General features: G+C 71.3%; 22 protein-coding genes. 13 read left to right on the top strand and 9 right to left on the bottom strand.

The window, feature by feature from the left end; all coding sequences use genetic code 11:
* Positions 1–96 precede the first annotated feature (96 nt).
* Complete coding sequence (bla, locus tag O7597_RS25025; RefSeq protein WP_281580904.1) at positions 97–1,011, bottom strand: class A beta-lactamase; 915 nt, start codon at positions 1,009–1,011, stop codon at positions 97–99.
* Positions 1,012–1,289: 278 nt separating this feature from the next.
* On the opposite strand from bla, the gene O7597_RS25020 reads away from it, so the two are divergent.
* The 3 genes from O7597_RS25020 to O7597_RS25010 are packed head-to-tail and all read left to right on the top strand — an operon-like array spanning position 1,290 to position 2,925.
* Positions 1,290–1,718 carry a hypothetical protein gene (locus O7597_RS25020; RefSeq protein WP_281580903.1) on the top strand — a complete coding sequence of 143 codons (429 nt, stop codon included), beginning with the start codon at positions 1,290–1,292 and terminating at the stop codon, positions 1,716–1,718.
* Positions 1,712–1,936, top strand: a complete 225-nt coding sequence (locus O7597_RS25015) for a helix-turn-helix transcriptional regulator (protein WP_269741149.1) — start codon at positions 1,712–1,714, stop codon at positions 1,934–1,936. The genes O7597_RS25020 and O7597_RS25015 overlap by 7 nt, the downstream gene beginning before the upstream one ends.
* On the top strand, positions 1,933–2,925 hold the full coding sequence (locus O7597_RS25010; protein ID WP_281580902.1) for an NAD(P)-dependent alcohol dehydrogenase: 993 nt from the start codon (positions 1,933–1,935) through the stop codon (positions 2,923–2,925). The genes O7597_RS25015 and O7597_RS25010 overlap by 4 nt, the downstream gene beginning before the upstream one ends.
* A 26-nt stretch (positions 2,926–2,951) precedes the next feature.
* On the opposite strand, the gene O7597_RS25005 is transcribed toward O7597_RS25010, so the two are convergent.
* Positions 2,952–3,929 carry a hypothetical protein gene (locus O7597_RS25005; protein WP_281580901.1) on the bottom strand — a complete coding sequence of 326 codons (978 nt, stop codon included), beginning with the start codon at positions 3,927–3,929 and terminating at the stop codon, positions 2,952–2,954.
* 399 nt (positions 3,930–4,328) lie between these two features.
* Positions 4,329–5,777 (bottom strand): argininosuccinate synthase, encoded by a 1,449-nt coding sequence (gene argG, locus O7597_RS25000; protein WP_269741146.1) that lies wholly within the window; start codon positions 5,775–5,777, stop codon positions 4,329–4,331.
* Between the two features lie 123 nt (positions 5,778–5,900).
* Between argG and O7597_RS24995 the strand changes: the two genes are divergently transcribed.
* From O7597_RS24995 to O7597_RS24970, 6 genes are all read left to right on the top strand, one after another.
* Complete coding sequence (locus tag O7597_RS24995) at positions 5,901–6,482, top strand: carboxymuconolactone decarboxylase family protein (protein ID WP_281580900.1); 582 nt, start codon at positions 5,901–5,903, stop codon at positions 6,480–6,482.
* A complete protein-coding gene (locus O7597_RS24990) occupies positions 6,479–7,357 on the top strand; it encodes an RNA polymerase sigma-70 factor (protein WP_281580899.1) in 879 nt (292 codons plus the stop codon). Before O7597_RS24995 ends, O7597_RS24990 begins: the two co-directional genes overlap by 4 nt.
* 147 nt (positions 7,358–7,504) lie before the next feature.
* Positions 7,505–8,224 carry a GNAT family N-acetyltransferase gene (locus tag O7597_RS24985; protein ID WP_281580898.1) on the top strand — a complete coding sequence of 240 codons (720 nt, stop codon included), beginning with the start codon at positions 7,505–7,507 and terminating at the stop codon, positions 8,222–8,224.
* Positions 8,225–8,350: 126 nt separating this feature from the next.
* Positions 8,351–8,845 (top strand): nitroreductase/quinone reductase family protein, encoded by a 495-nt coding sequence (locus O7597_RS24980; RefSeq protein WP_269741142.1) that lies wholly within the window; start codon positions 8,351–8,353, stop codon positions 8,843–8,845.
* Positions 8,846–8,936: 91 nt separating this feature from the next.
* Positions 8,937–9,551 carry a GNAT family N-acetyltransferase gene (locus tag O7597_RS24975; RefSeq protein ID WP_269741141.1) on the top strand — a complete coding sequence of 205 codons (615 nt, stop codon included), beginning with the start codon at positions 8,937–8,939 and terminating at the stop codon, positions 9,549–9,551.
* 130 nt (positions 9,552–9,681) lie between these two features.
* Positions 9,682–10,032, top strand: a complete 351-nt coding sequence (locus O7597_RS24970) for a UBP-type zinc finger domain-containing protein (RefSeq protein ID WP_269741140.1) — start codon at positions 9,682–9,684, stop codon at positions 10,030–10,032.
* Between the two features lie 47 nt (positions 10,033–10,079).
* On the opposite strand, the gene O7597_RS24965 is transcribed toward O7597_RS24970, so the two are convergent.
* The gene (locus O7597_RS24965) at positions 10,080–11,048 is read right to left on the bottom strand and encodes a LysR family transcriptional regulator (protein WP_281580897.1); all 969 of its coding nucleotides are present in this window, start codon (positions 11,046–11,048) and stop codon (positions 10,080–10,082) included.
* Positions 11,049–11,129: 81 nt separating this feature from the next.
* Between O7597_RS24965 and O7597_RS24960 the strand changes: the two genes are divergently transcribed.
* Entirely contained in the window at positions 11,130–12,101 is a 972-nt protein-coding gene (locus tag O7597_RS24960) for a DMT family transporter (protein ID WP_281580896.1), read from the top strand.
* A gap of 10 nt (positions 12,102–12,111) precedes the next feature.
* Here the strand turns inward: O7597_RS24960 and O7597_RS24955 are convergent, their stop codons facing one another.
* From O7597_RS24955 to O7597_RS24935, 5 genes are read right to left on the bottom strand one after another with little or no spacing between them, the layout of a single operon-like run.
* Positions 12,112–13,293 carry an acyl-CoA dehydrogenase family protein gene (locus O7597_RS24955; protein WP_281580895.1) on the bottom strand — a complete coding sequence of 394 codons (1,182 nt, stop codon included), beginning with the start codon at positions 13,291–13,293 and terminating at the stop codon, positions 12,112–12,114.
* Complete coding sequence (locus O7597_RS24950) at positions 13,290–14,237, bottom strand: hydroxyacid dehydrogenase (RefSeq protein ID WP_281580894.1); 948 nt, start codon at positions 14,235–14,237, stop codon at positions 13,290–13,292. Before O7597_RS24950 ends, O7597_RS24955 begins: the two co-directional genes overlap by 4 nt.
* Positions 14,238–14,242: 5 nt before the next feature.
* Positions 14,243–15,682: an aldehyde dehydrogenase family protein gene (locus O7597_RS24945; RefSeq protein WP_281580893.1), complete on the bottom strand. Its 1,440-nt coding sequence runs from the start codon at positions 15,680–15,682 to the stop codon at positions 14,243–14,245.
* Positions 15,679–16,731, bottom strand: a complete 1,053-nt coding sequence (locus O7597_RS24940) for an oligopeptide/dipeptide ABC transporter ATP-binding protein (RefSeq protein ID WP_281580892.1) — start codon at positions 16,729–16,731, stop codon at positions 15,679–15,681. Before O7597_RS24940 ends, O7597_RS24945 begins: the two co-directional genes overlap by 4 nt.
* On the bottom strand, positions 16,731–17,774 hold the full coding sequence (locus O7597_RS24935; protein WP_281580891.1) for an ABC transporter ATP-binding protein: 1,044 nt from the start codon (positions 17,772–17,774) through the stop codon (positions 16,731–16,733). The genes O7597_RS24940 and O7597_RS24935 overlap by 1 nt, the downstream gene beginning before the upstream one ends.
* Before the next feature lie 125 nt (positions 17,775–17,899).
* Here O7597_RS24935 and O7597_RS24930 point away from each other — a divergent pair, with 125 nt between their 5' ends.
* Genes O7597_RS24930 through O7597_RS24920 form a run of 3 tightly spaced genes read left to right on the top strand, consistent with a single transcriptional unit; the run spans position 17,900 to position 20,302 of the window.
* On the top strand, positions 17,900–18,427 hold the full coding sequence (locus O7597_RS24930) for an Lrp/AsnC family transcriptional regulator (protein WP_281580890.1): 528 nt from the start codon (positions 17,900–17,902) through the stop codon (positions 18,425–18,427).
* Between the two features lie 23 nt (positions 18,428–18,450).
* Entirely contained in the window at positions 18,451–19,398 is a 948-nt protein-coding gene (gene nikB / locus O7597_RS24925; protein ID WP_281580889.1) for a nickel ABC transporter permease, read from the top strand.
* A complete protein-coding gene (locus O7597_RS24920) occupies positions 19,388–20,302 on the top strand; it encodes an ABC transporter permease (RefSeq protein WP_281580888.1) in 915 nt (304 codons plus the stop codon). The genes nikB and O7597_RS24920 overlap by 11 nt, the downstream gene beginning before the upstream one ends.
* Positions 20,303–20,394: the final 92 nt, after the last annotated feature.

Raw genomic sequence — 20,394 nt, 5'->3', positions numbered from 1 at the left:
GCGGCCGCAACCGGGACGCACACGAGCCGCGCCACCGACCGGGACCGGCCGCCAGGACGACCGGCGCGTCGCCCGGTCCCGGCTGCAGCGGCCGGCTCAGCTCAGCGCGTCGAGGGTCAGCTCGGCGGCCCGGGCGAGCAGGGCGTCGTCGCGCTCGGCGTCGGGCTCGGTCCGGTCGGAGAGCACGGCCAGCACGATCGGCGCCCGGTCCGGCGGCCAGATGACCGCGATGTCGTTGCGGGTGCCGTGGTCGGCCGAGCCGGTCTTGTCACCCACCGTCCAGCCCTCGGGCACGCCGGCCCGGATCGTCCTGTCACCGGTGGTGTTGCGCGTGAGCCAGTCCACGAGCACGGCCCGGTCGGCCGGGCTGAGGGCGTCGTCGACCGCGTACGCCCGCAGCGTGGTGGCCAGGGCCCGGGGTGTGCTGGTGTCGCGGCGCTCGCCCGGGACGTACGCGTTGAGCCCGGTCTCCCAGCGCACCGGCTCGGTCACCTCGTCGCCGACCCCGCGCAACACCCGCTTGAAGCCCGTGGGCCCGCCGAGCTGCTCGAGCAGCAGGTTCCCGGCGGTGTTGTCGCTGTAGCGCACCGCCGCGTCGGCGATCGCCCGCAGCGACAGGCCGGTGTCGACGTGCCGCTCGGTGATCGGCGAGTAGGCGACCAGGTCGTCACGGGAGTAGCTGACGACCCGGTCCAGCTCCGCGTCCGAGGTCGCGGCGAGTACCGCGCCGGCGGCGAGGGCCTTGAAGGTCGAGGCGTACGCGAAGCGCTCGTCGGCCCGGTGCGCGACGGTGCCGCCGCTGCCGGTGTCGATCGCGTACACACCGAGCCGGGCATCGAACTCCCGTTCCAGCGGCGCGAAGTCGACGGTGACCGGCGCGGCGGACGCCCTCGGCGTGGACAGCGTCGGCGTTGGTGTCGGCGTGGACGGGGTGCCGGCGGAGCAGCCGGCGAGCAGGCCGAGTGTCAGCGCGAGCGCGACGGCGCGGGTACGGCGGTCGGTACTGGTCACGGCTGGGTCCTTCCCTCGATCAACCGGCCTGCCGGACGTCGCCCGGGCAACCGGCACCCAGATTCGCAGCGCCGTCTCATGCTGTCGAAGACACCGACGACGGTACCGCTGGCGGATCGGATCAGACGCGGCGAACTCGACGGTGCCTGCGGGATCACGAAGACGCCCGGCAGGTCTCGATCACCCGGCATCGACCCCGCGATGTAAAACTTCCTGGACATGATGTCTAGAAAACCTTACTCTCAGATGTCACGAATTCTTTACATCGGGGAGTCGTCATGACCCATCAGGAGAAGCGGGCCTGGATCATGCTGGTGGTCAGCGTGGTCGGCTACGCCGTCTACGTGGCCGTGGTCCTGAGCCGGGTCGACGACGGCCGGCTGACCGCGACACCGTACGCCGGCGTCCTGCTCTGGACGGTCGGCGGCGCCATCGCCGTCAGCATGCTCCTCGAGATCGGGCTCGGCGTGGTGAATCCGCGTGCCTCGCGGGTCAGCGACGTGCGCGACCGGGAGATCGGGCGGCTGGGCGACCACGTCGGGCAGGCGTTCGTGGTGATCGGCGCGGTGTCGGCGATGCTCATGGCGATGGCACAGTGGCACTGGTTCTGGATCGCCAACGTGGTCTACCTCTGCTTCGTGCTGTCGGCGTTGGTCGGTTCGCTGGCGAAGGTGATCGTCTACCGCAGGGGCGTGCCGCAGTGGTGAAATCGACCCGCGTCACCAACAACATCCGGGCGCTGCGGTTCGCCCGCGACGAGATGACCCAGGCAGCGCTGGCCGAGCGGATCGGCGTGACCCGGCAGACCGTCATCGCCATCGAGCAGGGCCGCTACTCCCCCTCGTTGGAAATGGCCTTCCGGATCGCCCACGTGCTCGGCGTACGGCTCGACGAGGTGTTCCAGTATCCCGAGGAGGCATCGTGAAGGCCATCGTGCACGACCGCTACGGTCCGCCGTCCACTGTTCGACTCCGCGACCTCGACCGACCCGGCGTCGGCGACCACGAGGTGCTGGTGCGGGTCCACGCCGCCGGTGTCGACCCGGGGGTGTTGATCTTCCTTTCCGGCCGCCCCTACCTGGTCCGACTCGCCGCCGGGCTGCGCCGCCCCCGGGTACCGGTACTCGGTCGGGACGTGGCCGGCGTGGTGGTCGAGGTCGGCACCAAGGTGACCCGCTTCCGGCCCGGCGACGAGGTGTACGGCACCACGCTGCGCGGGTCGTACGCGGAGTTCACGGCCACCCACGAGCGGCGGCTGGCCGGCAAGCCGGCGAACCTGACATTCGCGCAGGCCGCCGCCGTGCCCGTCTCCGGGATGACCGCCCTGCGCGCGGTCCGCGACACCGGCCAGGTGCGACCGGGTCACCGGGTGCTGGTCATCGGCGCCTCCGGCGGTGTCGGTTCCCAGGCCGTCCAGATCGCCAAGGCCTACGGGGCGACGGTCACCGGGGTCTGCCACCCGACGAAGACCGACTTCGTCCGCTCCCTCGGCGCCGACGACGTCCTCGACTACACCAGCGAGGAGATCGACCGGGACGGCCCGGTGTACGACGTGGTCATCGACACCGGCGGCAACCGTCCGCTGTCGCTGCTGCGCCGCGCGCTCACCCCGCGCGGGACGCTGGCCCTGGTCGGCGGCGACTGGACCCGGGGTGCGCTGCTCGGCGGCTACGGCCGGCAGATGTTCGGCGCGCCGCTGTTGTCCATGGTCGTCGGCCACCGGCTGCGCGCCGTCAGCGCTGGTGAGCGCGTCGAGGACCTCGACGAGTTGCGCGACCTCGCCGAGTCCGGCGCCCTCGACCCACAGGTCGACCGCAGCTACCCGCTCGCGGAGACGGCGGACGCGCTGCACCACTTCACCGACGGTCATCCGGCCGGCAAGCTCGTCATCACCGTCTCTGCGCCGGAAACATAGGCGGTCACCGTCGCTCGGCCGGCACGCTACCGGAAAAGCGTGGCGCGCCCGGCCCGGCTCCCCACCAGGCGGCTCCGGATGTCCAGGTCATTGACCACGTCCGTGGCACTCAGCCCGTGGGCGGTCAGGTCGACGGTGCGCCCGGCCCACCACAGGACGGGTCGTCGGGCACCGGGGGCGGTGTCGGCGCTGCCGAGGACCACCCCCAGGTCGTTCACGGCGGTCGCCCGGCTCGTCGCGCCGCCCAAGGTGCCCAGGTCGGTCAGCACCCCGGCGCGCCAGCGGAAGGCCCGGCCGCCGTCGATGCCGACCACGTCGCCGAGGTTGTTGATCGCCGTCGCCTGGTCGCCGACAGGGGTGAGGACGCCGTCCCGCAACCGGCCACCCACGCAGGTGCACGGGTAGTCGTACGGCGGGACGTTGAAGGTGCCCACCACGTCGCCCCGGTTGTTGAACCCGGTGGTCAGCTCGTAGAAGTCCTGCCGGCCCAGGTCGGTGATCGCACCGTCCTGCCACAAGACACGGTGCGGGATGTCGGTGGCCGGGTTGCTCAGGCCGAGCACCTGCCCCCGGTCGTTGACGGCGACCGCCTCGCTGTAGTCGCCGCCGAGGGTACCCAGGTCGATCATCTGGCCATTTCGCCAGAGCACGGCCCGGGTGATCAGCTCAGGGCCGGTCGAGGTGCCGACCACCTCGCCGCGCTCGTTGACGTCGACAGCGGTGGACTCCACGTGCCCCGGCAACACTCCGAGGTCGGTCATCAACCCGTTGCGCCAGACGAACGCGTGCCGGGAGCCGTCGGCCGTCAGGCTCCAGCCGACGACGGTGCCCCGGTCGTTCGTCGCGGTGGCGGCGCTGGCGGCACCGCCCAGGGTGCCCAGGTCGACAGCGCGATAGGCGTACGCGGCCGGGGCGGCGGAGGCAGCGGCGGGCAGGACGGTCAGCGCGGACGCGACGAGCACGGTCGCCGTCACGGCGGCGGGCAGGCGGGTGGGATACCTCAACGGTTCCTCCTCGGCAGCGATGACGGACCGACGACACCGTCAAACCGCGAACGGTGCGCGATCGGTCGATTACGCAAAGTAGATCGAACATCCGAGCAGGTCGCCTCGGTCGATCGGCCATCGATCGATGTCCACACGCCGCCCACGACAGTTCGAGTGACTCCAAGGCCGCAGGTGGGGCGACACGCGCCGGTCAGAGCGGGCGCGATGGTCAGCCGCCCGCCTGCCACACCGTCCACAGTTCGTACGGGTCGCAACGCCCAGTGCCACCGTGCCCAGCGCGACCGACCGGCGATACCGCCCGCCCGATCGCGGATCGGCAGGCCGGAGACGGCACCGTCCGCCGCCGGCGGGGGTGACCGTGGGTGGCGAACGGCGAGCCTGGCCGGAGCCGGCCGGTCAGTCCACGCCGAACTCCATGGCGGCGCGGTCGAGCGCCTCGTCCTCCGCCGACGGCACCCCCCGGGAGGCGATGGCCTCCGCGCCACCTTCCGGCATCGCGCCGATCAGCCCGGTCGAGGCCGCCTGGGCGGCACCGACCACCCGCTGCGGAGCGCCGCCGACCATGCCCAGGTGCGCGTACTGCTCCAGTTTGGCCCGGGAGTCGGCGATGTCGAGGTTGCGCATGGTGAGCTGGCCGATGCGGTCGGCCGGGCCGAAGGCGGAGTCCGTCGTGCGCTCCATCGACAACTTGTCCGGGTGGTAGCTGAAGGCCGGGCCGGTGGTGTCCAGGATCGAGTAGTCCTCGCCCCGACGCAGCCGCAGCGTCACCTCGCCGGTGACGGCCGTGCCGACCCAGCGTTGCAGCGATTCACGCAGCATCAGCGCCTGCGGGTCCAGCCACCGGCCCTCGTACATCAGCCGGCCCAGCCGACGGCCCTCGTTGTGGTAGTTGGCCAGGGTGTCCTCGTTGTGGATGGCGTTGACCAGCCGCTCGTACGCGGTGTGCAGCAGCGCCATGCCGGGGGCCTCGTAGATGCCCCGGCTCTTGGCCTCGATGATCCGGTTCTCGATCTGGTCGGACATGCCGAGTCCGTGCCGGCCGCCGATGGCGTTGGCCTCCAGCACCAGGTCGACCGCGCTGCCGAACTCCTTGCCGTTGATGGTCACCGGCCGGCCCTGGTCGAAGCCGATCGTCACGTCCTCGGTGGGGATCTCCACCGACGGATCCCAGAACCGGACGCCCATGATCGGGTTGACCGTCTCGATGCCGGTGTCGAGGTGTTCCAGGGTCTTCGCCTCGTGCGTGGCACCCCAGATGTTGGCGTCGGTGGAGTACGCCTTCTCGGTGCTGTCCCGGTACGGCAGGTTCCGGGCCAGCAGCCACTCCGACATCTCCTTGCGACCGCCCAGATCGCCGACGAAGTCGGTGTCCAGCCACGGCTTGTAGATGCGCAGCTGCGGGTTGGCGAGCAGGCCGTAGCGGTAGAACCGCTCGATGTCGTTGCCCTTGAAGGTCGAGCCGTCGCCCCAGATCTGCACGTCGTCGGAGATCATCGCCCGCACCAGCAGCGTGCCGGTGACGGCGCGCCCCAGCGGCGTGGTGTTGAAGTAGGCCCGCCCGCCCGAGCGGATGTGGAAGGCACCGCAGGTCAGCGCGGCAAGACCCTCCTCCACCAGGGCCGCGCGGCAATCGACGAGCCGGGCGACCTCGGCGCCGTAGCTGAGCGCCCGGTCGGGCACCGAGGCGATGTCGGGTTCGTCGTACTGGCCGATGTCGGCGGTGTAGGCGCACGGAATGGCGCCCTTGTCGCGCATCCACGCGACCGCGACGGAGGTGTCGAGGCCGCCGGAGAAGGCGATGCCGACACGTTCACCGGTGGGCAGGGAGGTCAGGACCTTGGACACAAGGAAAAGTATGCACCATGGCGTATGGTCATGCAAACGCTTGGTCGGTGTTTCCGGCCGGGCTGTCACAGCGCCTCGCCGGCCGGTGTCTGGATGGGCAGGACCGACAGGCGAGGAGGAGACATGGCCCGCATTCCCGCGGCGGAACTCACCGGCGTACACGGCGCCCTGCTCAAGCGGATCATCAGGAAGAAGTTCGGCGTGGTACCCGACGCGCTCGGAGTCATGTGGCACAACCGGCGGGTGCTGCGCACCAGCATGGGCATGGGCCGGGCGGCCACCCGGTGGAACGCCTGCGACCAGGATCTCAAGTCGTACGCCCACATGGCGGCCGTCTCCCTGATCGGCTGCTCCTTCTGCCTCGACCTGGGCTACTTCCAGGCGCACCACGAAGGGCTCGACCTGACCAAGGCCCGCGAGGTGCCCCGGTGGCGCGAATCGGAGGTCTTCACCTCGCTGGAACGCGACGTCCTGGCGTACGCGGAGGCGATGTCGCAGACCCCACCGACGGTCACCGACGACCTTTCCACCCGACTGCTCACCCAACTCGGGGCCCCGGCGCTGGTCGAACTCACCGCGTTCGTCGCCGCCGCGAACCTGGCCGCGCGGATGAACGTCGCGCTCGGCATCGAGGCGCAGGGCATGGCGGCGGCATGTGGCCTACCGCCCCTGGCCCAGCCGAGCCACGTAACCTCGCGGGCATGACCGGCGACCACTTCGTCGCGCACCGCAGCCTGCTCTTCACCGTCGCGTACGAGATGCTCGGTTCCGCCGCCGACGCCGAGGACGTCGTGCAGGAGACCTGGCTGCGGTGGGCGGACCTCGACACCGAGGTCCGGGCCGAGGTCCGCAACCCGCGCTCCTACCTGGTGCGGATCGTCACCCGCCAGGCCCTCAACCGGCTACGTACGCTGGCCCGACGGCGCGAGGAGTACACCGGGCAGTGGCTTCCCGAACCGCTGTTGACCAGCCCCGACGTGGCCGAGGACGTGGAACTCGCGGAGAGCGTGTCGTTCGCCATGCTCACCGTGCTGGAGACGCTGGGCCACACCGAACGGGTCGTGTTCGTGCTGCGCGAGGTGTTCGACACCCCGTACGACGAGATCGCCGCAGCCGTCGGCAGGACACCGGCGGCGGTCCGCCAGATCGCCCACCGCGCCCGGGAACACGTGGCGGCGCGGCGCCCCCGGGTACGGGTCAGCCGCGCCGAGCAGGAGGCCGTCGTGGACCGCTTCCTGGCTGCGGTGCGCGGCGGTGACCTGCGGGAACTGCTCGAGGTGCTGGCACCCGACGTGATCGTGGTCGCCGACAGCGGTGGCCTCGCCCCCGCAGCCCGCCGCCCCGTCGAGAGCGCCCGGCGGGTGGCCCCGCTGCTGGCCAAGCTGACCGAGATGGGCCTCGATTATCAGGTCACGCCGATGTGGATAAACGGCGCCGTCGCGGTCCGGTTCGATCTCGACGGCAGACTGTTCGCGGTCGTCAACCTGCTCATCGTCGACGGCCGGATCAGCCGACTCTACTCGGTGCTCAACCCGCACAAGCTCGCCCACCTCGACCGGCGGACGCACCTCACCCGCTGAGCGCGTCGCATCCGGCGTACCGGCTCGACGGCTGGCCGCTGAGCCGGTTCCCGCCGGGGGGCGGACGGGTCGCGTGGCCGGACAGGTCGTCCCCGCCGAAGGGAATATCAGTGGCCGACGCTGACGATCGGGCAGCAGGCTGCTGACATGGATGTCGACCCGTTGCTGGCGCAGGCCCGGCAGGTGTGGACCGGGCTGGCCGGCTCGCCGATCAGCTTCCCCGCCCGGCACGTCGCGGTGGCCGCCTCGGCGAACTCGTCGATGTGTCCGCCGGGCTGGCTCGGCGTCGTCGCCCTGGGTGACGCCGCGATCTGTACGGTACCGACGGACGACCTGGTGGGCATGGTGACGCACGCCTGCCAGACCCTCCCGGTCGAGGCGCTGACCGACCCCGACCGGCTGTCCGCCGTGCTACCCGTCGCACAGGTGCTGGGTCCGGCCACCCTGGCCTACTGCGATGAGCACAGCTACCGGCCGCACCGGCGGGAGGCGACGGAACGACTACCCGTCGACCACCCTGATCTTGTCGACTTCGTGGCGTCGGTGCCGGCCGAGGACGCGGCGGAGTGCGGGCTGGTCGACATCACCTCTACCGCGTACGTCCTCCGGGTCGGAACCGCCATCGTCGCGGCGGCCGGCTACCGGCACTGGCCGGGACGGGTGGCCCACCTGAGCGTGCTGACCGCGCCGAGCCGGCGTGGACGCGGCTTCGCCCGCACCGTCGCCGCCGCGGCGACCGCAGACGGCCTGGCCCAGGGGTTGTTGCCCCAGTGGCGGGCTCGACCGGCAGCCTCCCGTCGGGTGGCGCGGGCGCTCGGTTTCCGCGAACTCGGCGCCCAGCTCAGCGTCCGCGTCGACGGCAGGTGACTCGGTCCCACCTCGCGAACAGTCGGGCCGGCTGACGTCCGCCGTCTCGGGACTTCCGCCCCTGAGCAACCGACAGCCACCGCCCTACCGTCGACGCGAGGGACGCGACGCCGGGAAGGACCCATCATGGAACAGGTCAGCGACCGACCGCTCCACCGGTTCAAGCGGTGGATGTACCGCAGCGGCAGGCCGAACTGGTTGGCCCGGTCGATGAACCGCGTCTCGGCGTGGCAGTTCTCGGCGGGCTTCCTCGCCCCCGGCAACTGGGTCACCCTGGAGGTGGCGGGGCGGCGTAGCGGTCGGACGGTGTCGTTCCCCGTGGTCACCGTCGACCACGACGGCCGGCGGTACCTGGTGTCGATGCTCGGCGAGCAGGCGAACTGGGTACGGAACGTACGGGCCGCCGCCGGGCGGGCGGTGCTGCGACACGGCCGCCGCCGACCGGTGCTGCTGGTGGAGGAGCCGGTCGAGCGGCGGGCGCCGATCCTGCGTCACTATCTGGAGAAGGCCCCGGGCGCGAGGCCGCACCTGCCGGTCCACCGGGGGGCGCCGCTCGCGGAGTTCGCGCGAATCGCCGCCGAATACCCGGTGTTCCGGATACTGCCCCGATCGGACAGCTGAACCGGCCGGGCCGGCATCCGGGCCGCGCCGCTGCCCGGGGCGAGGCGAAAATCCCGCGTCGTGCGGTGCCGGGTCGTGCGATCGTGGCCCGATGCCGCAACCGATTCTGCGTACCGATCGTCTGCTGCTGGTCCCGCTCGCCGACCGGCACCTCGACCTGGAGGTCGAGCTGGACTCCGACCCGGAGGTGTTGCGTTACCTCCACGGCCGGGCCCGCACCAGGGACGAGGTGGTCGGGTCGCACGCTAACCGGATGGCGCTGGCCGACAAGGTGGACGGCCTGGGCTACTGGATGGCGTTCGGCACCGACGGCGGGGCGCACGGTTCGACGCCGCCGACGACCGAGGACGACGGCGAGTTCGTCGGGCTGATGATGCTTCCGCCGGCACACGGCCCCGACCAGCCGGACGACCCGACGGTCAGCGATCTCGGCTACCGCCTGCCGCGCCGGCACTGGGGCAAGGGTCTGGCCAGCGAGGCCAGCCGGGAACTGCTGCGGCACGCCTTCGACACGGTCGGCCAGCGTCGGGTCATCGCGCAGACCATGACCGTGAACACCGGATCCCGCCGGGTGATGGCGGCCGTCGGCCTGCGCCACATCCGCACCTTCTTCCCGTCCTGGGACGATCCGCTGCCCGGGACGGAACAGGGCGAGGTCGAGTACGCGATCACCCGCGAGGAGTGGCAGGCCACCCGACCCGAATGAGCCGCCCGACCGGGGACCGTGCGGCGCGGAACCAGGGCGTGACCCGCCCGGACGGGCCGGGGGTAGAGTTGCCGGCTGCTGGCGCGCGGTGCTCGCCGCCGGGCGGACCGCATGACGGAGAGGACACGCCATGGAAGGCATCGACCCCGAGGTGCCGCCGAGCGGCCCGGGCTGCGCCGACTGCATGGCGGCCGACCCGCCGGGCTGGTGGTTCCATCTCCGGCGGTGCGGCCAGTGCGGTCACGTCGGATGCTGTGACTCCTCGCCCAGCCAGCACGCCAGCGCCCACCACGCCGCGACCGGGCACCGGTTCGTCCGCAGCTTCGAGCCGGGCGAGGAGTGGTTCTGGGACTACGACCAGCAGGTGCTGTACGAGCAGGGTCCGCCGCTGGTGGCACCGGCGCACCGTCCCCCGGAGCAGGGCGCACCGGCCCCGGCCGACCGGGTGCCGGCCGACTGGAAGCGCCACCTGCACCGCTAGACCCTGGCCGCGGAGCATCGCCGCACCCTCGCCTGAACTCGACGAGGTCATGCGGTTCCGGCACCGGGGAAGCCGGAATCACCCCGCCCGTCAGGCCCGACAAGTGCATGATCAGCACCGAGCGGTCGGGCGGAGTGGGCGGCGTCGCGCAGGGCGGCGACCGCCGTCCTGGCCGCCGGGGTGTGCTCGACGGCGTCGTGCACCACCACGTGGATCGACCGGGTCGGCGTCGGGCGGAGCAGCCGCACGCAGGTCACCCCCTCGGGCAGGTGTGCCGCGCCGAGCGCGGGGAGCACCGTGAGGCCGATGCCGGCGGCGACGAAGGCCAGCGCGGTCCGGTAGTCGTGCGCCTCGACCCGGAAGGCCGGGCGGAAACCAGCGGCGGTGCAGGCTTCGAGAAGGTTGGCGCGGCACCAGCCCCGCGCGAAGTCGTTGTCGACCCAGCGTTCGTCGGCGAGGTCGACCAGGTCGGTCTCCGTCCGGCCGGCGAGGCGGTGCCCGACCGGCACCACCGCGACGTACGGATCGTCGAGAAGGTGATGGGCGGTGAAGCCCGGCCCGGGGTCGAAGCCGCCACCCGCCACGACCACCTGCACGTCGGCGCGCTCCTCCCGGCTGTCCGGGATGTGTTCGCGCAGTTGCAGGTCGAGCCGTACGCCGGGGAAACCGGTGAGGACGGACCGCACCACGTGCGGCATCCACGCCGCGCCCACCGACGCGAAGTACGCGATGGACAGGGTGCCGGTGCGGCCGGTGCGCAGATCCGCGATGAGCGACTCGGCCGCACCGACCCGGGCGAGCACCCGGTCGGCCTCGGCAGCGAGGGCGTGCCCCGCGGCCGTGGGCCGCAACCCTCGCCCCGCCTTGGCGAGGAGGGTGAGGCCCGTCTCGCGTTGCAGTGCGCTGAGGTGCTGACTGACGGCGGAGGGGGTGTAGCCGAGGTTGGTGGCGGCGGCCTGGACGGACCCGGACGCCACGACGGAACGGAAGACCCGGAGGCGGTGAACGTCAAGCACCACCCAACGATAAAGCGCGACTTAATCGTTGTGAAGAAACAGTCGCTGGTGCTGAATCGTCGGGCGGCCGAGAATCATCCCATGAGCAGCCCGTCGATGACCGAGCCCGCCGCCCCGATCCGAGCCGTGCCCGCGTACACCTGGCCGGAGGACCGGCCCCGGTCCTGGCCGATCGTCGCCGCGGCCGGGACCACGGTCCTGCTCTGGGCCTCGGCGTTCGTGGGCATCCGGTTCGCCGGGCACGACTACTCCCCCGGTGCGATGGCCCTGGGCCGCATGGTGGCGGCGTCGGCCGCGCTGAGCGTGTTCGTCGCGGTCACCGCCGGTCGCCGGCGCGCCCGGACACCGTACGTCGGGACCCGCCCGGCCGCCCTGCCCCGGGGTGCGGTGCTGGGACTCGTCGCGCTGTGGGGCGTGGCCTGGTTCGGCGGGTACAACGTGGCGCTCAACGCCGCCGAGCGGCTGGTCGACGCCGGGACGGCGGCACTGCTCGTGGCGGTCGCGCCCATCCTGGTCGCGGTGGCCGCGGTCCTCGTCCTGGGCGAGCGGCTCACCCGCCGGCTCGGTGTCGGGGTGGCGGTCGCCTTCGTGGGCGTGGCCCTGATCGCGGCCAGTGGCTTCACCGGGCACGCCGACCAGGTCGGCGTCGCGCTGGCGGTGCTCTCCGCCCTGCTGTACGCCTTCGCCGTACTGCTGCAGAAGCGTCTCCTGGCGCGAATGGCCGCGCCGACGATGACCTGGCTCGGCGCGCTGGCCGGGACGGCGGCCCTGCTGCCGTTCGCCCCGACGCTGCTGGCGGAACTCGCGGCAGCCCCGCCAGCGGCCACCGTCGGTGTGCTGTTCCTGGGCGTGTTCCCGACCGCGATCGGTTTCCTCACCTGGGGTTACGTGTTGTCTCGCTGGACGGCGGGGCGCACCACCGCCGCCACCTACCTGGTCCCGCCGGTCACCGTCCTGCTGTCCTGGACGCTGCTGGGCGAGGTGCCGGCACCGCTGGCCCTGCTGGGCGGCGCGCTCTGCCTGACCGGTGTGGTCTTCGCGACGCGCCGCTGACGCCGTGCCGTCATCCGCGAAACGCGGCGTGACCCGTCAGCACCTGACCGATGATCAGTTGGTGCACCTCGGATGTGCCCTCGTAGGTGAGCACGGACTCCAGGTTGGCCGCGTGCCGGATCACCGGATAGTCCAGAGTGATACCCGCTGCCCCGAGTATCGCCCGGCACTCGCGGGCGATCGCGATCGCCTCCCGGACGCTGTTGAGCTTGCCCAGGCTGACCTGTCGATGATCGAGGGTGCCGGCGTCCTTGAGGGCGCCCAGGTGCAGCGCCAGCAGCATCCCCTTGCCGAGCTCCAGGCCCATGTCCGCGAGCTTGAGCTGCGTCGCCTGGTACGCGGCGAGCGGCCGGTCGAAGATCTGCCGGCTGCGGGCGTATCCGATTGTGGTCTCCAGGCAGTCGTGGGCGGCGCCGAGCGCGCCGAAGACGATGCCGAAGCGGGCCTCGTTGAGGCAGGACAGCGGGCCGGACAGCCCGACGGCGTCGGGCAGCAGCGCGTCGGCCGGCAGCCGGACGTCGTCGAGGACCAGCTCGGAGGTGACCGAGGCGCGCAACGACTGCTTGCGGGTGATCTCCGGCGCGGAGAAGCCGGGGGTTCCGGCCGGGACGAGGAAGCCCCGGACGCCCTCGTCGGTGCGGGCCCACACCACCGCGACGTCGGCGATGGACCCATTGGTGATCCACATTTTGACGCCGTTGAGCAGCCAGTCGTCGCCGTCGCGGCGGGCCCGGGTGCGCATGCCCGCCGGGTCGGAGCCGAAATCCGGCTCGGTCAGGCCGAAGCAGCCGATCGCCTCGCCGACCGCCATCCGGGGCAGCCACTGCTGCTTCTGCTCCTCCGAGCCGAAGCGCCAGATCGCATACATGGCAAGTGAACCCTGCACCGAGACCAACGAGCGCAGCCCCGAGTCGCCCGCCTCCAGCTCGAAGCAGGCCAGCCCGTACGCGGTGGCCGAGGTGCCGGCGCAGCCGTAACCCTCCAGGTGCATGCCGAGCACCCCGAGCTCGCCCAACTCCCGGGCGAGTTCCCGGGCCGGCAGCCTGCCGTCTTCGTACCAGCCGGCGATGTGTGGGCGCACCCGCCGGTCGACGAAGTCACGTACGGCGGCCCGCAGCTCCCGACTCTCGTCGTCGATCAGCGCCTCGGCGCCGATGTAGGTGAGAGCGGAGACGGGGTCGGTGAGGGTCATCGGGTTCCTTCCGGACTGAGGTACGCGAGCACGCCACGCGCCACGGCCATAGCCATCGCGTCCAGCGCATCGTGGGTCATCGCCGCCATGTGTGGGGTGGCCAGGACCCGGGGATGGTGCAGCAGCGGATCGGCTGCGTCGGGAGGTTCGGGCGCGAAGACGTCCACCGCGTACCCGCGCAGCCGACCGGTGTCGAGGGCGGCGAGCACGGCGGCGGTGTCCACCACCCCGGCCCGGGCCGTGTTGACGAGCAGCGCGTCGGGACGCATCCGGGCCAACGCGGCGGTGCCGATCAGCCCGCTGGTCGCCGGGGTCTGCGGCACGTGCAGGCTGATCACGTCCGCCTCGGACAACAGCCGGTCCAGGTCGACGAGCCGTACCCCCTGCGGTGGGTCGACGGCGGCGACGTCGTACGCGAGCACGGTCATGCCGATGCCCCGGGCGCGGGCAGCGACGCCCCGACCGATCGCGCCGAGCCCGATCAGGCCGAGGGTCCGCCCGGCGAGCATGGTGCCGGTGAGCCCGGTCGCGACCACCGACGACGGCAGCGAACGCCCCTCGGCGAACTCGGCGGCGGCCAGCGTCGCGACGGCCCGGGGTAGCTGCCGGGCCAGGGTGAGGGCGGCCAGGATCACGAACTCCGCGACGGATTCGGCGTTGGCACCGGGGGTGCCGACCACCGGGATGCCGAGCCGCTCGGCGGCGGCCAGGTCGATGCCGTCCAGCCCGGCGCCGTGCCGGCCGATGACCTTCAGCCGCGGTGCGGCCGCCAGCATCTCGGCAGTGACCGGTGAGGAGCGCACCACCAGGGCGTCGGCGGTGGCCAGCGGGCCGGCCAGGGTCGCCGGATCGGTGGCGTGGGCGACGTGCACCTCGCCGGCCGCGCGTAACAGGTCCAGCCCGGCGGCGGCGATCGGCTCGGTGAGCAGGATCTGCGGTGTCATGGCGCTCACCATCCCGTGTAGCAGGTGACCGGCACGGTGTAGAAGTCCCGGGCGTAGCCGCCCTGCTCCCGCGGGCCGTGGTTGGAGGCGCCGGTGCCGCCGAACGGCAGGTGCAGTTCGGTGCCGGCGGTGGGCAGGTTGACGGTGACCAGGCCGGCCCGCGCTTCCCGCTTGAAACGTTCCGCCGCGGCCAGCGAGGTGGTGACGATCCCGGCGGAGAGCCCGTACGGGGTGTCGTTTGCCACGGCGATCGCCTCGTCCGGGTCGTCAACCCGGATGACGCAGCTGACCGGGCCGAAGATCTCCTCACGGGCCACCCGCATGTCGTTGCCAGCGCCGGCGAGCAGGGTGGGGCGCATGAACTGCCCCGCAGCACGGGAGTGCTCGGCCGCACCGGCCACCACCGTCGCACCTTCGGCGACGCCGATCCGCACGTAGTCGAGATTCTGGTCGAGCTGCTCGGGGCTGACCACCGGGCCGAGTTGGCTGGCCGGGTCGAGCGGGTCGCCGACCCGCAGCGCGTCGGTCGCCTCGGCCAGGGCCGCGACGAACCGGTCGTGGATGCCCGATTGCACGATCAGGCGGCTGGACGCGGTGCACCGCTGCCCGGTGCTGAAGAAGCTGCCGTCGAGCGCGCAGGCCACCGCCACGTCGAGGTCGGCGTCGTCCAGCACGACGAGTGGGTTCTTGCCGCCCATCTCCAGTTGGAACCGCTTGTTGCCGTGAGCGAGGCACTGCCGGGCCACCTGCCCGCCCGTCGTGCTGCCACCGGTGAAGGAGATCCCGTCCACCTCGGGCGCGGTGAGCAGTTCCTCGCCGACCTCCCGGCCCGGCCCGAACACCAGGTTGAACACGCCGGGCGGAACGCCCGCGTCGACGATGATCCGGGCCAACTCGCCCGCTGAGGCGGGAACCAGTTCGGCTGGTTTGAGCACCACCGTGTTGCCGTACGCCAGGGCCGGCGCGACCTTCCACGCCGGAATGGCCAGCGGGTAGTTCCACGGGGTGATCAGCCCGACCACGCCGAGCGGCCGGCGGCGCACCTCGGCGTGCACGTCCGGCCGGGTGGAGGCGTACACCTCACCGGCCGGTTGCAGCAGCTGGTGGGCGTAGTAGCGGAAGGTCTGGCCGGCCCGGGTGACCTCGCCGCGCGCCTCGGCCAGCAGCTTTCCCTCTTCCCGGGCGAGCAGTACGGCAAGCTCGTCGACCCGGGCCAGGATGGCGACACCGATCCGGTCGAGCAGGGCCATCCGCTCACTGACGGCGCTGCGGGCCCAGGCGGGTTGGGCGGCGCGGGCCGCTTCGACGGCCGCCCGGGTGGTCTCCCGGCCGGCCTGTGCGTACTCGCTGACCAGTTCGTCGGGGCGGGCCGGGTTGGTGTTGGGCCGACGGTCGCCGTCGACCCACCGCCCGCCGACGAGGTTGCGGTGGAATTCCACGGTCACCGCCCTCCCACCGTGGCGGCCAGGGGTTGGTCCTGCGGCCCGGAGTTCTCCGGAAAGTGGCAGGCGACCTGGTGGCCGTCGGCGGTCGTCGTCAACTGGGGCTCCTGGGTGGCGCAGACGTCCTGCGCCTTCCAGCAGCGGGTGCGGAACCGGCAGCCGGTCGGCGGGTTCAGCGGGCTCGGCACGTCACCGGTGAGGATCTGCCGGTCACGCTCGGACTCGACGAGCGGATCGGGGATCGGCACCGCGGAGAGCAGTGCCTGGGTGTACGGGTGCCGAGGGCGGGTGTAGATGCTCTCGCACTCACCGACCTCGACCACCGTGCCGAGGTACATCACCGCGATCCGGTCGCAGAGGTGCCGGACCACTGCCAGATCGTGGGCGATGAACATCATGGTCAGCCCCAGCTCACCCTGGAGCTCCTCGAGCAGATTGACGGTCTGCGCCTGAACCGAGACGTCGAGCGCGGAGACCGGTTCGTCGGCGACGACGAACTCCGGGCTACTGACCAGCGCCCGCGCGATGCCGATCCGCTGTCGTTGGCCGCCGGAGAACTCGTGCGGGTAGCGGCCGTGCCACTGTGGACTGAGCCCGACCAGTTGCATCGTCTCCACCGCACGGGCCCGCCGGCCGATGCCGTCGAGGTCGGAGTGGACGAGCAGTGGCTCCTCGATCAGCTCGCCGACGCTCATTCGAGGGTTCAGCGAGGCGTACGGGTCCTGAAAGATCATCTGCATGCGGCGTCGCATGGCACGCATCCGGCCACGGCTCAACGTGGTCAGCTCGGTGCCGTCGAAGGTCACTGTCCCGCTGCTGGGCGGGATCAGTTGAAGCAGGGCCCGACCGGTGGTGGACTTGCCACAGCCGGACTCCCCCACCACGCCCAGGATCTCGCCGCGGCGGATGTCCAGGTCGACTCCGGAGACGGCGCGCAGCCGAGCCGGGCGCAGCTTGCCGCGCACCGGCACCTTGAACTCGACGGACAGGTCACGAACCCGGAGCAGGGCCGGCTCCGGCTCGGTGGGCAGCGGGTCGAGGGCTTCGGGCATCAGCTTTCCTCCGTCGTCGGGTCGAGGTGCCGGTGCCCGGTGGAAAGCCAGCCGCCCTGCTCGGCGGGGCGCATTCCCCAACACCGGGTCAACTGACCCCGTTGCGGAGTCTCGGGCGCCGTCACCAGGTCGGGCGGGCTGGCGTGACACTGTTCGCGGGCATGTGCACAGCGGGGGGCGAACCGGCAGCCGCCCGGAATCTCGGAAAGCTCCGGCGGCCGGCCGGCGATCGGGCGCAGTTTGCCGCCGCGGACGAGATCCAGCCGGGGCACCGAGCCGAGCAGCCCCCAGGTGTAGGGCATCTGCGGGCGGTGGAACAGGTCGACGGTCTCGGCCCGCTCGACGATCTGGCCGGCGTACATGACGTTCACCCGCTCGGCCATGCCGGCGACGACGCCGAGGTCGTGCGTGATCATCAGGACCGCCGTGCGGGTCTGCCGAGCCAGGTCGCGCAGCAACTCCAGGATCTGCGCCTGGATGGTGACGTCGAGCGCGGTGGTGATCTCGTCGGCGAGGATCAGACGGGGTTCGCAGGAGAGCGCCATCGCGATCATCACGCGCTGCCGCATCCCGCCCGAGAGCTGGTGAGGGTACGACGCCAGGCGGCTCTCGGCGGCCGGGATGCGCACCATCTCCAGCAACTCGACGGCGCGGGTCCGGGCCTCCCGGCGACTCAGATCAAGGTGCAGATGCAGGGATTCGGTGAGCTGTCGCCCCACGGTCAGGACCGGGTTCAGTGAGGTCATCGGGTCCTGGAAGATCATCGCGATGCCCTTGCCCCGCACGGCGCGCATCTGACGTGGGGGCAGCCGTAACAGGTCCTGCCCCTCGAAGATCACCTGCCCGCCGGTGACCTGACCGGCGGGCGGCACGATCAGGCCCATGATGGACTGCGCGGTCGCCGATTTACCGCAGCCGGACTCGCCCACCAACGCCACCGTCTCGCCCGCGTCGACGGTGAACGAGACACCGTCCACAGCGGTCACCGAGCCGCGGGCGGCACGGAATTCGGTCCGTAGGTCCCGTACCTCCAACAAGGTCATGGAGCCCTCCCGCAACTAGTTCACCTGAACGCCGCCATTCGTCAACCGGGAGTGTTGCACAGACGATGTTCGTCGTCTAGGCTCCCGACAGCGACGAATTACGTCACTAGGTCAGATGGAGCGAGATGGCATCCAAGAGCTCGATCGAAAAAGATCGCAGCATCATCCGGGAGCTGGTCCAGGATCCGAGGCAGACAAATGTCGCGCTGGCGGCGAAGGTCGGCCTCTCCGAGGGATCGGTGCGACGGCGATTGGACCGACTGATCACAGAGGGTCAGTTGCAGTTCGCCGCACTTCCCAGTGCCGCCTTCATGGGGCGCCCCGTGCACACCCTGTTCGAGATCCAGAGCGCACCCGGCGCCACCGAACGACTCATCGACAAGCTCGCGGGCATGCCAGAGATCGCGTACGTATACCACGTCACCGGGCAGTTCGACGTGATCGCGGTCGGCTACTTCGCCTCCAGCAACGCGATGCGCGACTTCTGGACCGAGCGGTTGGGCAACCTCGACGGGGTGATGGAGAGCCGTTCGGTGATGGTGCTGCGGGTCGCCAAGCGCGCCCTGGAATGGGCACGCGACATCGCCGGCACCGAAGCGGAATCCACAGTGGATGTTTCACCGGAGTTCGGCCTCGCCGGATCCGGGGCCTGAGGCCGAGGTAGGGGAGCCGAGCCGTGCTGCGCATCACGCTGATCCGGCTGTTGTCGGTCGTACCGGTCCTGTTCGGGATCTCGGTGATCTCGTTCCTGGTCATTCGGATGATTCCCGGTGACGTGATCAGCTCGATCATGGGCCAGGACTTCGCCGACCCCGTGGTCGAGGCGGAACTACGCCGCTACTTCGGCCTCGACGTTCCGGTGCACGAGCAGTTCCTGCACTGGCTCGGCGCCCTACTGCAAGGAGACCTGGGCACCTCGATGCGCACCGGCCAGCCGGTCCTCGAGGAGATCATGGATCGTCTCCCGGCGACTCTGCTGCTCGCCGTGTCGGCGCTCGTGGTCTCGATCCTCATCTCGATCCCGCTCGGGGTGGTGAGTGCCACCCGGCGAAACGGCCTGCTCGACGCCGGCACCCGGGTCGGCTCGCTGATCGGGCTGTCGCTGCCGAACTTCTGGCTGGGCATTCTGCTGATCTACGTCTTCTCGGTCACCCTGGGCTGGCTGCCCTCGCAGGGCGCCGGCGAGGGGCAGGGCTTCTGGGGCAGCCTGAAATACCTCATCCTGCCGGCCGTCACCCTCGGCGCCAGCCTCGCCGCGATCAGCATGCGGATGACCCGCTCCAGCATGCTGGAGGTGCTCAACCAGGATTACGTACGCACCGCCCGTGCCAAGGGTCTCGCCGAGCGGGTGGTGGTCGGCCGACACGCGCTGCGCAACTCGCTGATCCCGGTGGTGACCGTCATCGGCATCCAGGCCGGCGCACTGCTCGGCGGCACGGTCATCGTCGAACAGGTCTTCGCCTGGCCGGGGCTGGGCACGATGGTGCTCCGTGGGATCAGCCAGCGCGACTACCCGGTGGTCCAGGGCACCCTGCTCTTCCTGGCGTTCTTCTACGTCGTGGTCAATCTGATGGTCGACCTCATCTACACCTACCTGGATCCGAGGCTGCGCAGTGGTCACTGAAGTCGTCTCCGCCCGCCCCTTCTGGCAACGCCCGATCGAGCCCCTGACCAGGGCCGGGCGCCGCAGCGGTCAGCTGCTCCGGCTGATCGCCCGGGATCGGGTCGGCCTGGTCGGGCTGGTCATCGTGGTCCTGATGACCGGGGCTGCGGTCCTCGCCCCACTCATCGCGCCCTACGACCCGACCGCCATGTCCAACCAACGGCTCGTCCCGCCCAGCGGCACCTTCCCGCTGGGCGCCGACGAGGCCGGGCGGGACCTGCTCAGCCGAGCCCTGCACGGCGCGCGCACCTCGTTGACGGTCAGCCTGATCGTGGTCAGCTGCGCCGGGGTGATCGGCGTCGCGCTCGGACTGCTCGCCGGTTTCTACCGAGGCTTCCTCGACGCGATCATCACGCCGGCCACCGACATCATGTTCTCCTTCCCCACCCTGCTGCTGGCGCTCGCCGTGGTGGCCGCCCGGGGACCGGGCACGGAGAATTTGATCATCGCGCTGGTCATCGTCTTCGTCCCCAGCTTCGCCCGGATCGTCCGGGGCACCGCCATGGCGATCCGCCGTGAGCCATACGTCGAGTCGGGCGTGGCGGTGGGGCTGAGCAACACCCGGCTCATCGTCAAGTACATCCTGCCCAACTCGGTGGCCCCGATCGCCGTGCAGTTCACCACCAGCCTCGCGTACGCGATCCTGATCGAGGCTTCGCTGGGCTACCTCGGGCTCGGCGTGCAGCCGCCGCAGCCGTCCTGGGGCTCGATGCTCAACTCCGGCAAGGCGTTCATGGAGTTGTCGATCTGGCCGTCGGTGGTACCCGGGGTCTGCATCATGATCACCGTGCTCGGCTTCAACCTGCTCGGCGACACCCTGCGCGATGCGCTCGACCCGCGACTGCGCGGCAGGTCCGGCCGCTGAACCCCACGGCAGCCCGCCGCGACCCCGCCGACCGGCCGCCGCATCCCGTCAGACCCGGCGGCCAACCCGCTCGGGTCCGCCACGCCGAGAAC

The organism is Verrucosispora sp. WMMC514 (genome assembly GCF_027497295.1).
Lineage (GTDB): Bacteria > Actinomycetota > Actinomycetes > Mycobacteriales > Micromonosporaceae > Micromonospora > Micromonospora palythoicola.
This window is presented reverse-complemented; position numbering and strand designations above follow the sequence as displayed.

Coding starts and splice junctions, on each gene's coding strand:
- O7597_RS24995 (WP_281580900.1), top strand. CDS start 5,901: ATGGCCCGCATTCCCGCGGCGGAACTCACCGGCGTACACGGCGCCCTG.
- O7597_RS24980 (WP_269741142.1), top strand. CDS start 8,351: ATGGAACAGGTCAGCGACCGACCGCTCCACCGGTTCAAGCGGTGGATG.
- O7597_RS24930 (WP_281580890.1), top strand. CDS start 17,900: ATGGCATCCAAGAGCTCGATCGAAAAAGATCGCAGCATCATCCGGGAG.
- O7597_RS24955 (WP_281580895.1), bottom strand. CDS start 13,293: ATGACCCTCACCGACCCCGTCTCCGCTCTCACCTACATCGGCGCCGAG.
- O7597_RS24985 (WP_281580898.1), top strand. CDS start 7,505: ATGGATGTCGACCCGTTGCTGGCGCAGGCCCGGCAGGTGTGGACCGGG.
- O7597_RS24935 (WP_281580891.1), bottom strand. CDS start 17,774: ATGACCTTGTTGGAGGTACGGGACCTACGGACCGAATTCCGTGCCGCC.
- O7597_RS24940 (WP_281580892.1), bottom strand. CDS start 16,731: ATGCCCGAAGCCCTCGACCCGCTGCCCACCGAGCCGGAGCCGGCCCTG.
- O7597_RS24970 (WP_269741140.1), top strand. CDS start 9,682: ATGGAAGGCATCGACCCCGAGGTGCCGCCGAGCGGCCCGGGCTGCGCC.
- O7597_RS25020 (WP_281580903.1), top strand. CDS start 1,290: ATGACCCATCAGGAGAAGCGGGCCTGGATCATGCTGGTGGTCAGCGTG.
- O7597_RS24990 (WP_281580899.1), top strand. CDS start 6,479: ATGACCGGCGACCACTTCGTCGCGCACCGCAGCCTGCTCTTCACCGTC.
- O7597_RS24975 (WP_269741141.1), top strand. CDS start 8,937: ATGCCGCAACCGATTCTGCGTACCGATCGTCTGCTGCTGGTCCCGCTC.
- O7597_RS24960 (WP_281580896.1), top strand. CDS start 11,130: ATGAGCAGCCCGTCGATGACCGAGCCCGCCGCCCCGATCCGAGCCGTG.
- O7597_RS24950 (WP_281580894.1), bottom strand. CDS start 14,237: ATGACACCGCAGATCCTGCTCACCGAGCCGATCGCCGCCGCCGGGCTG.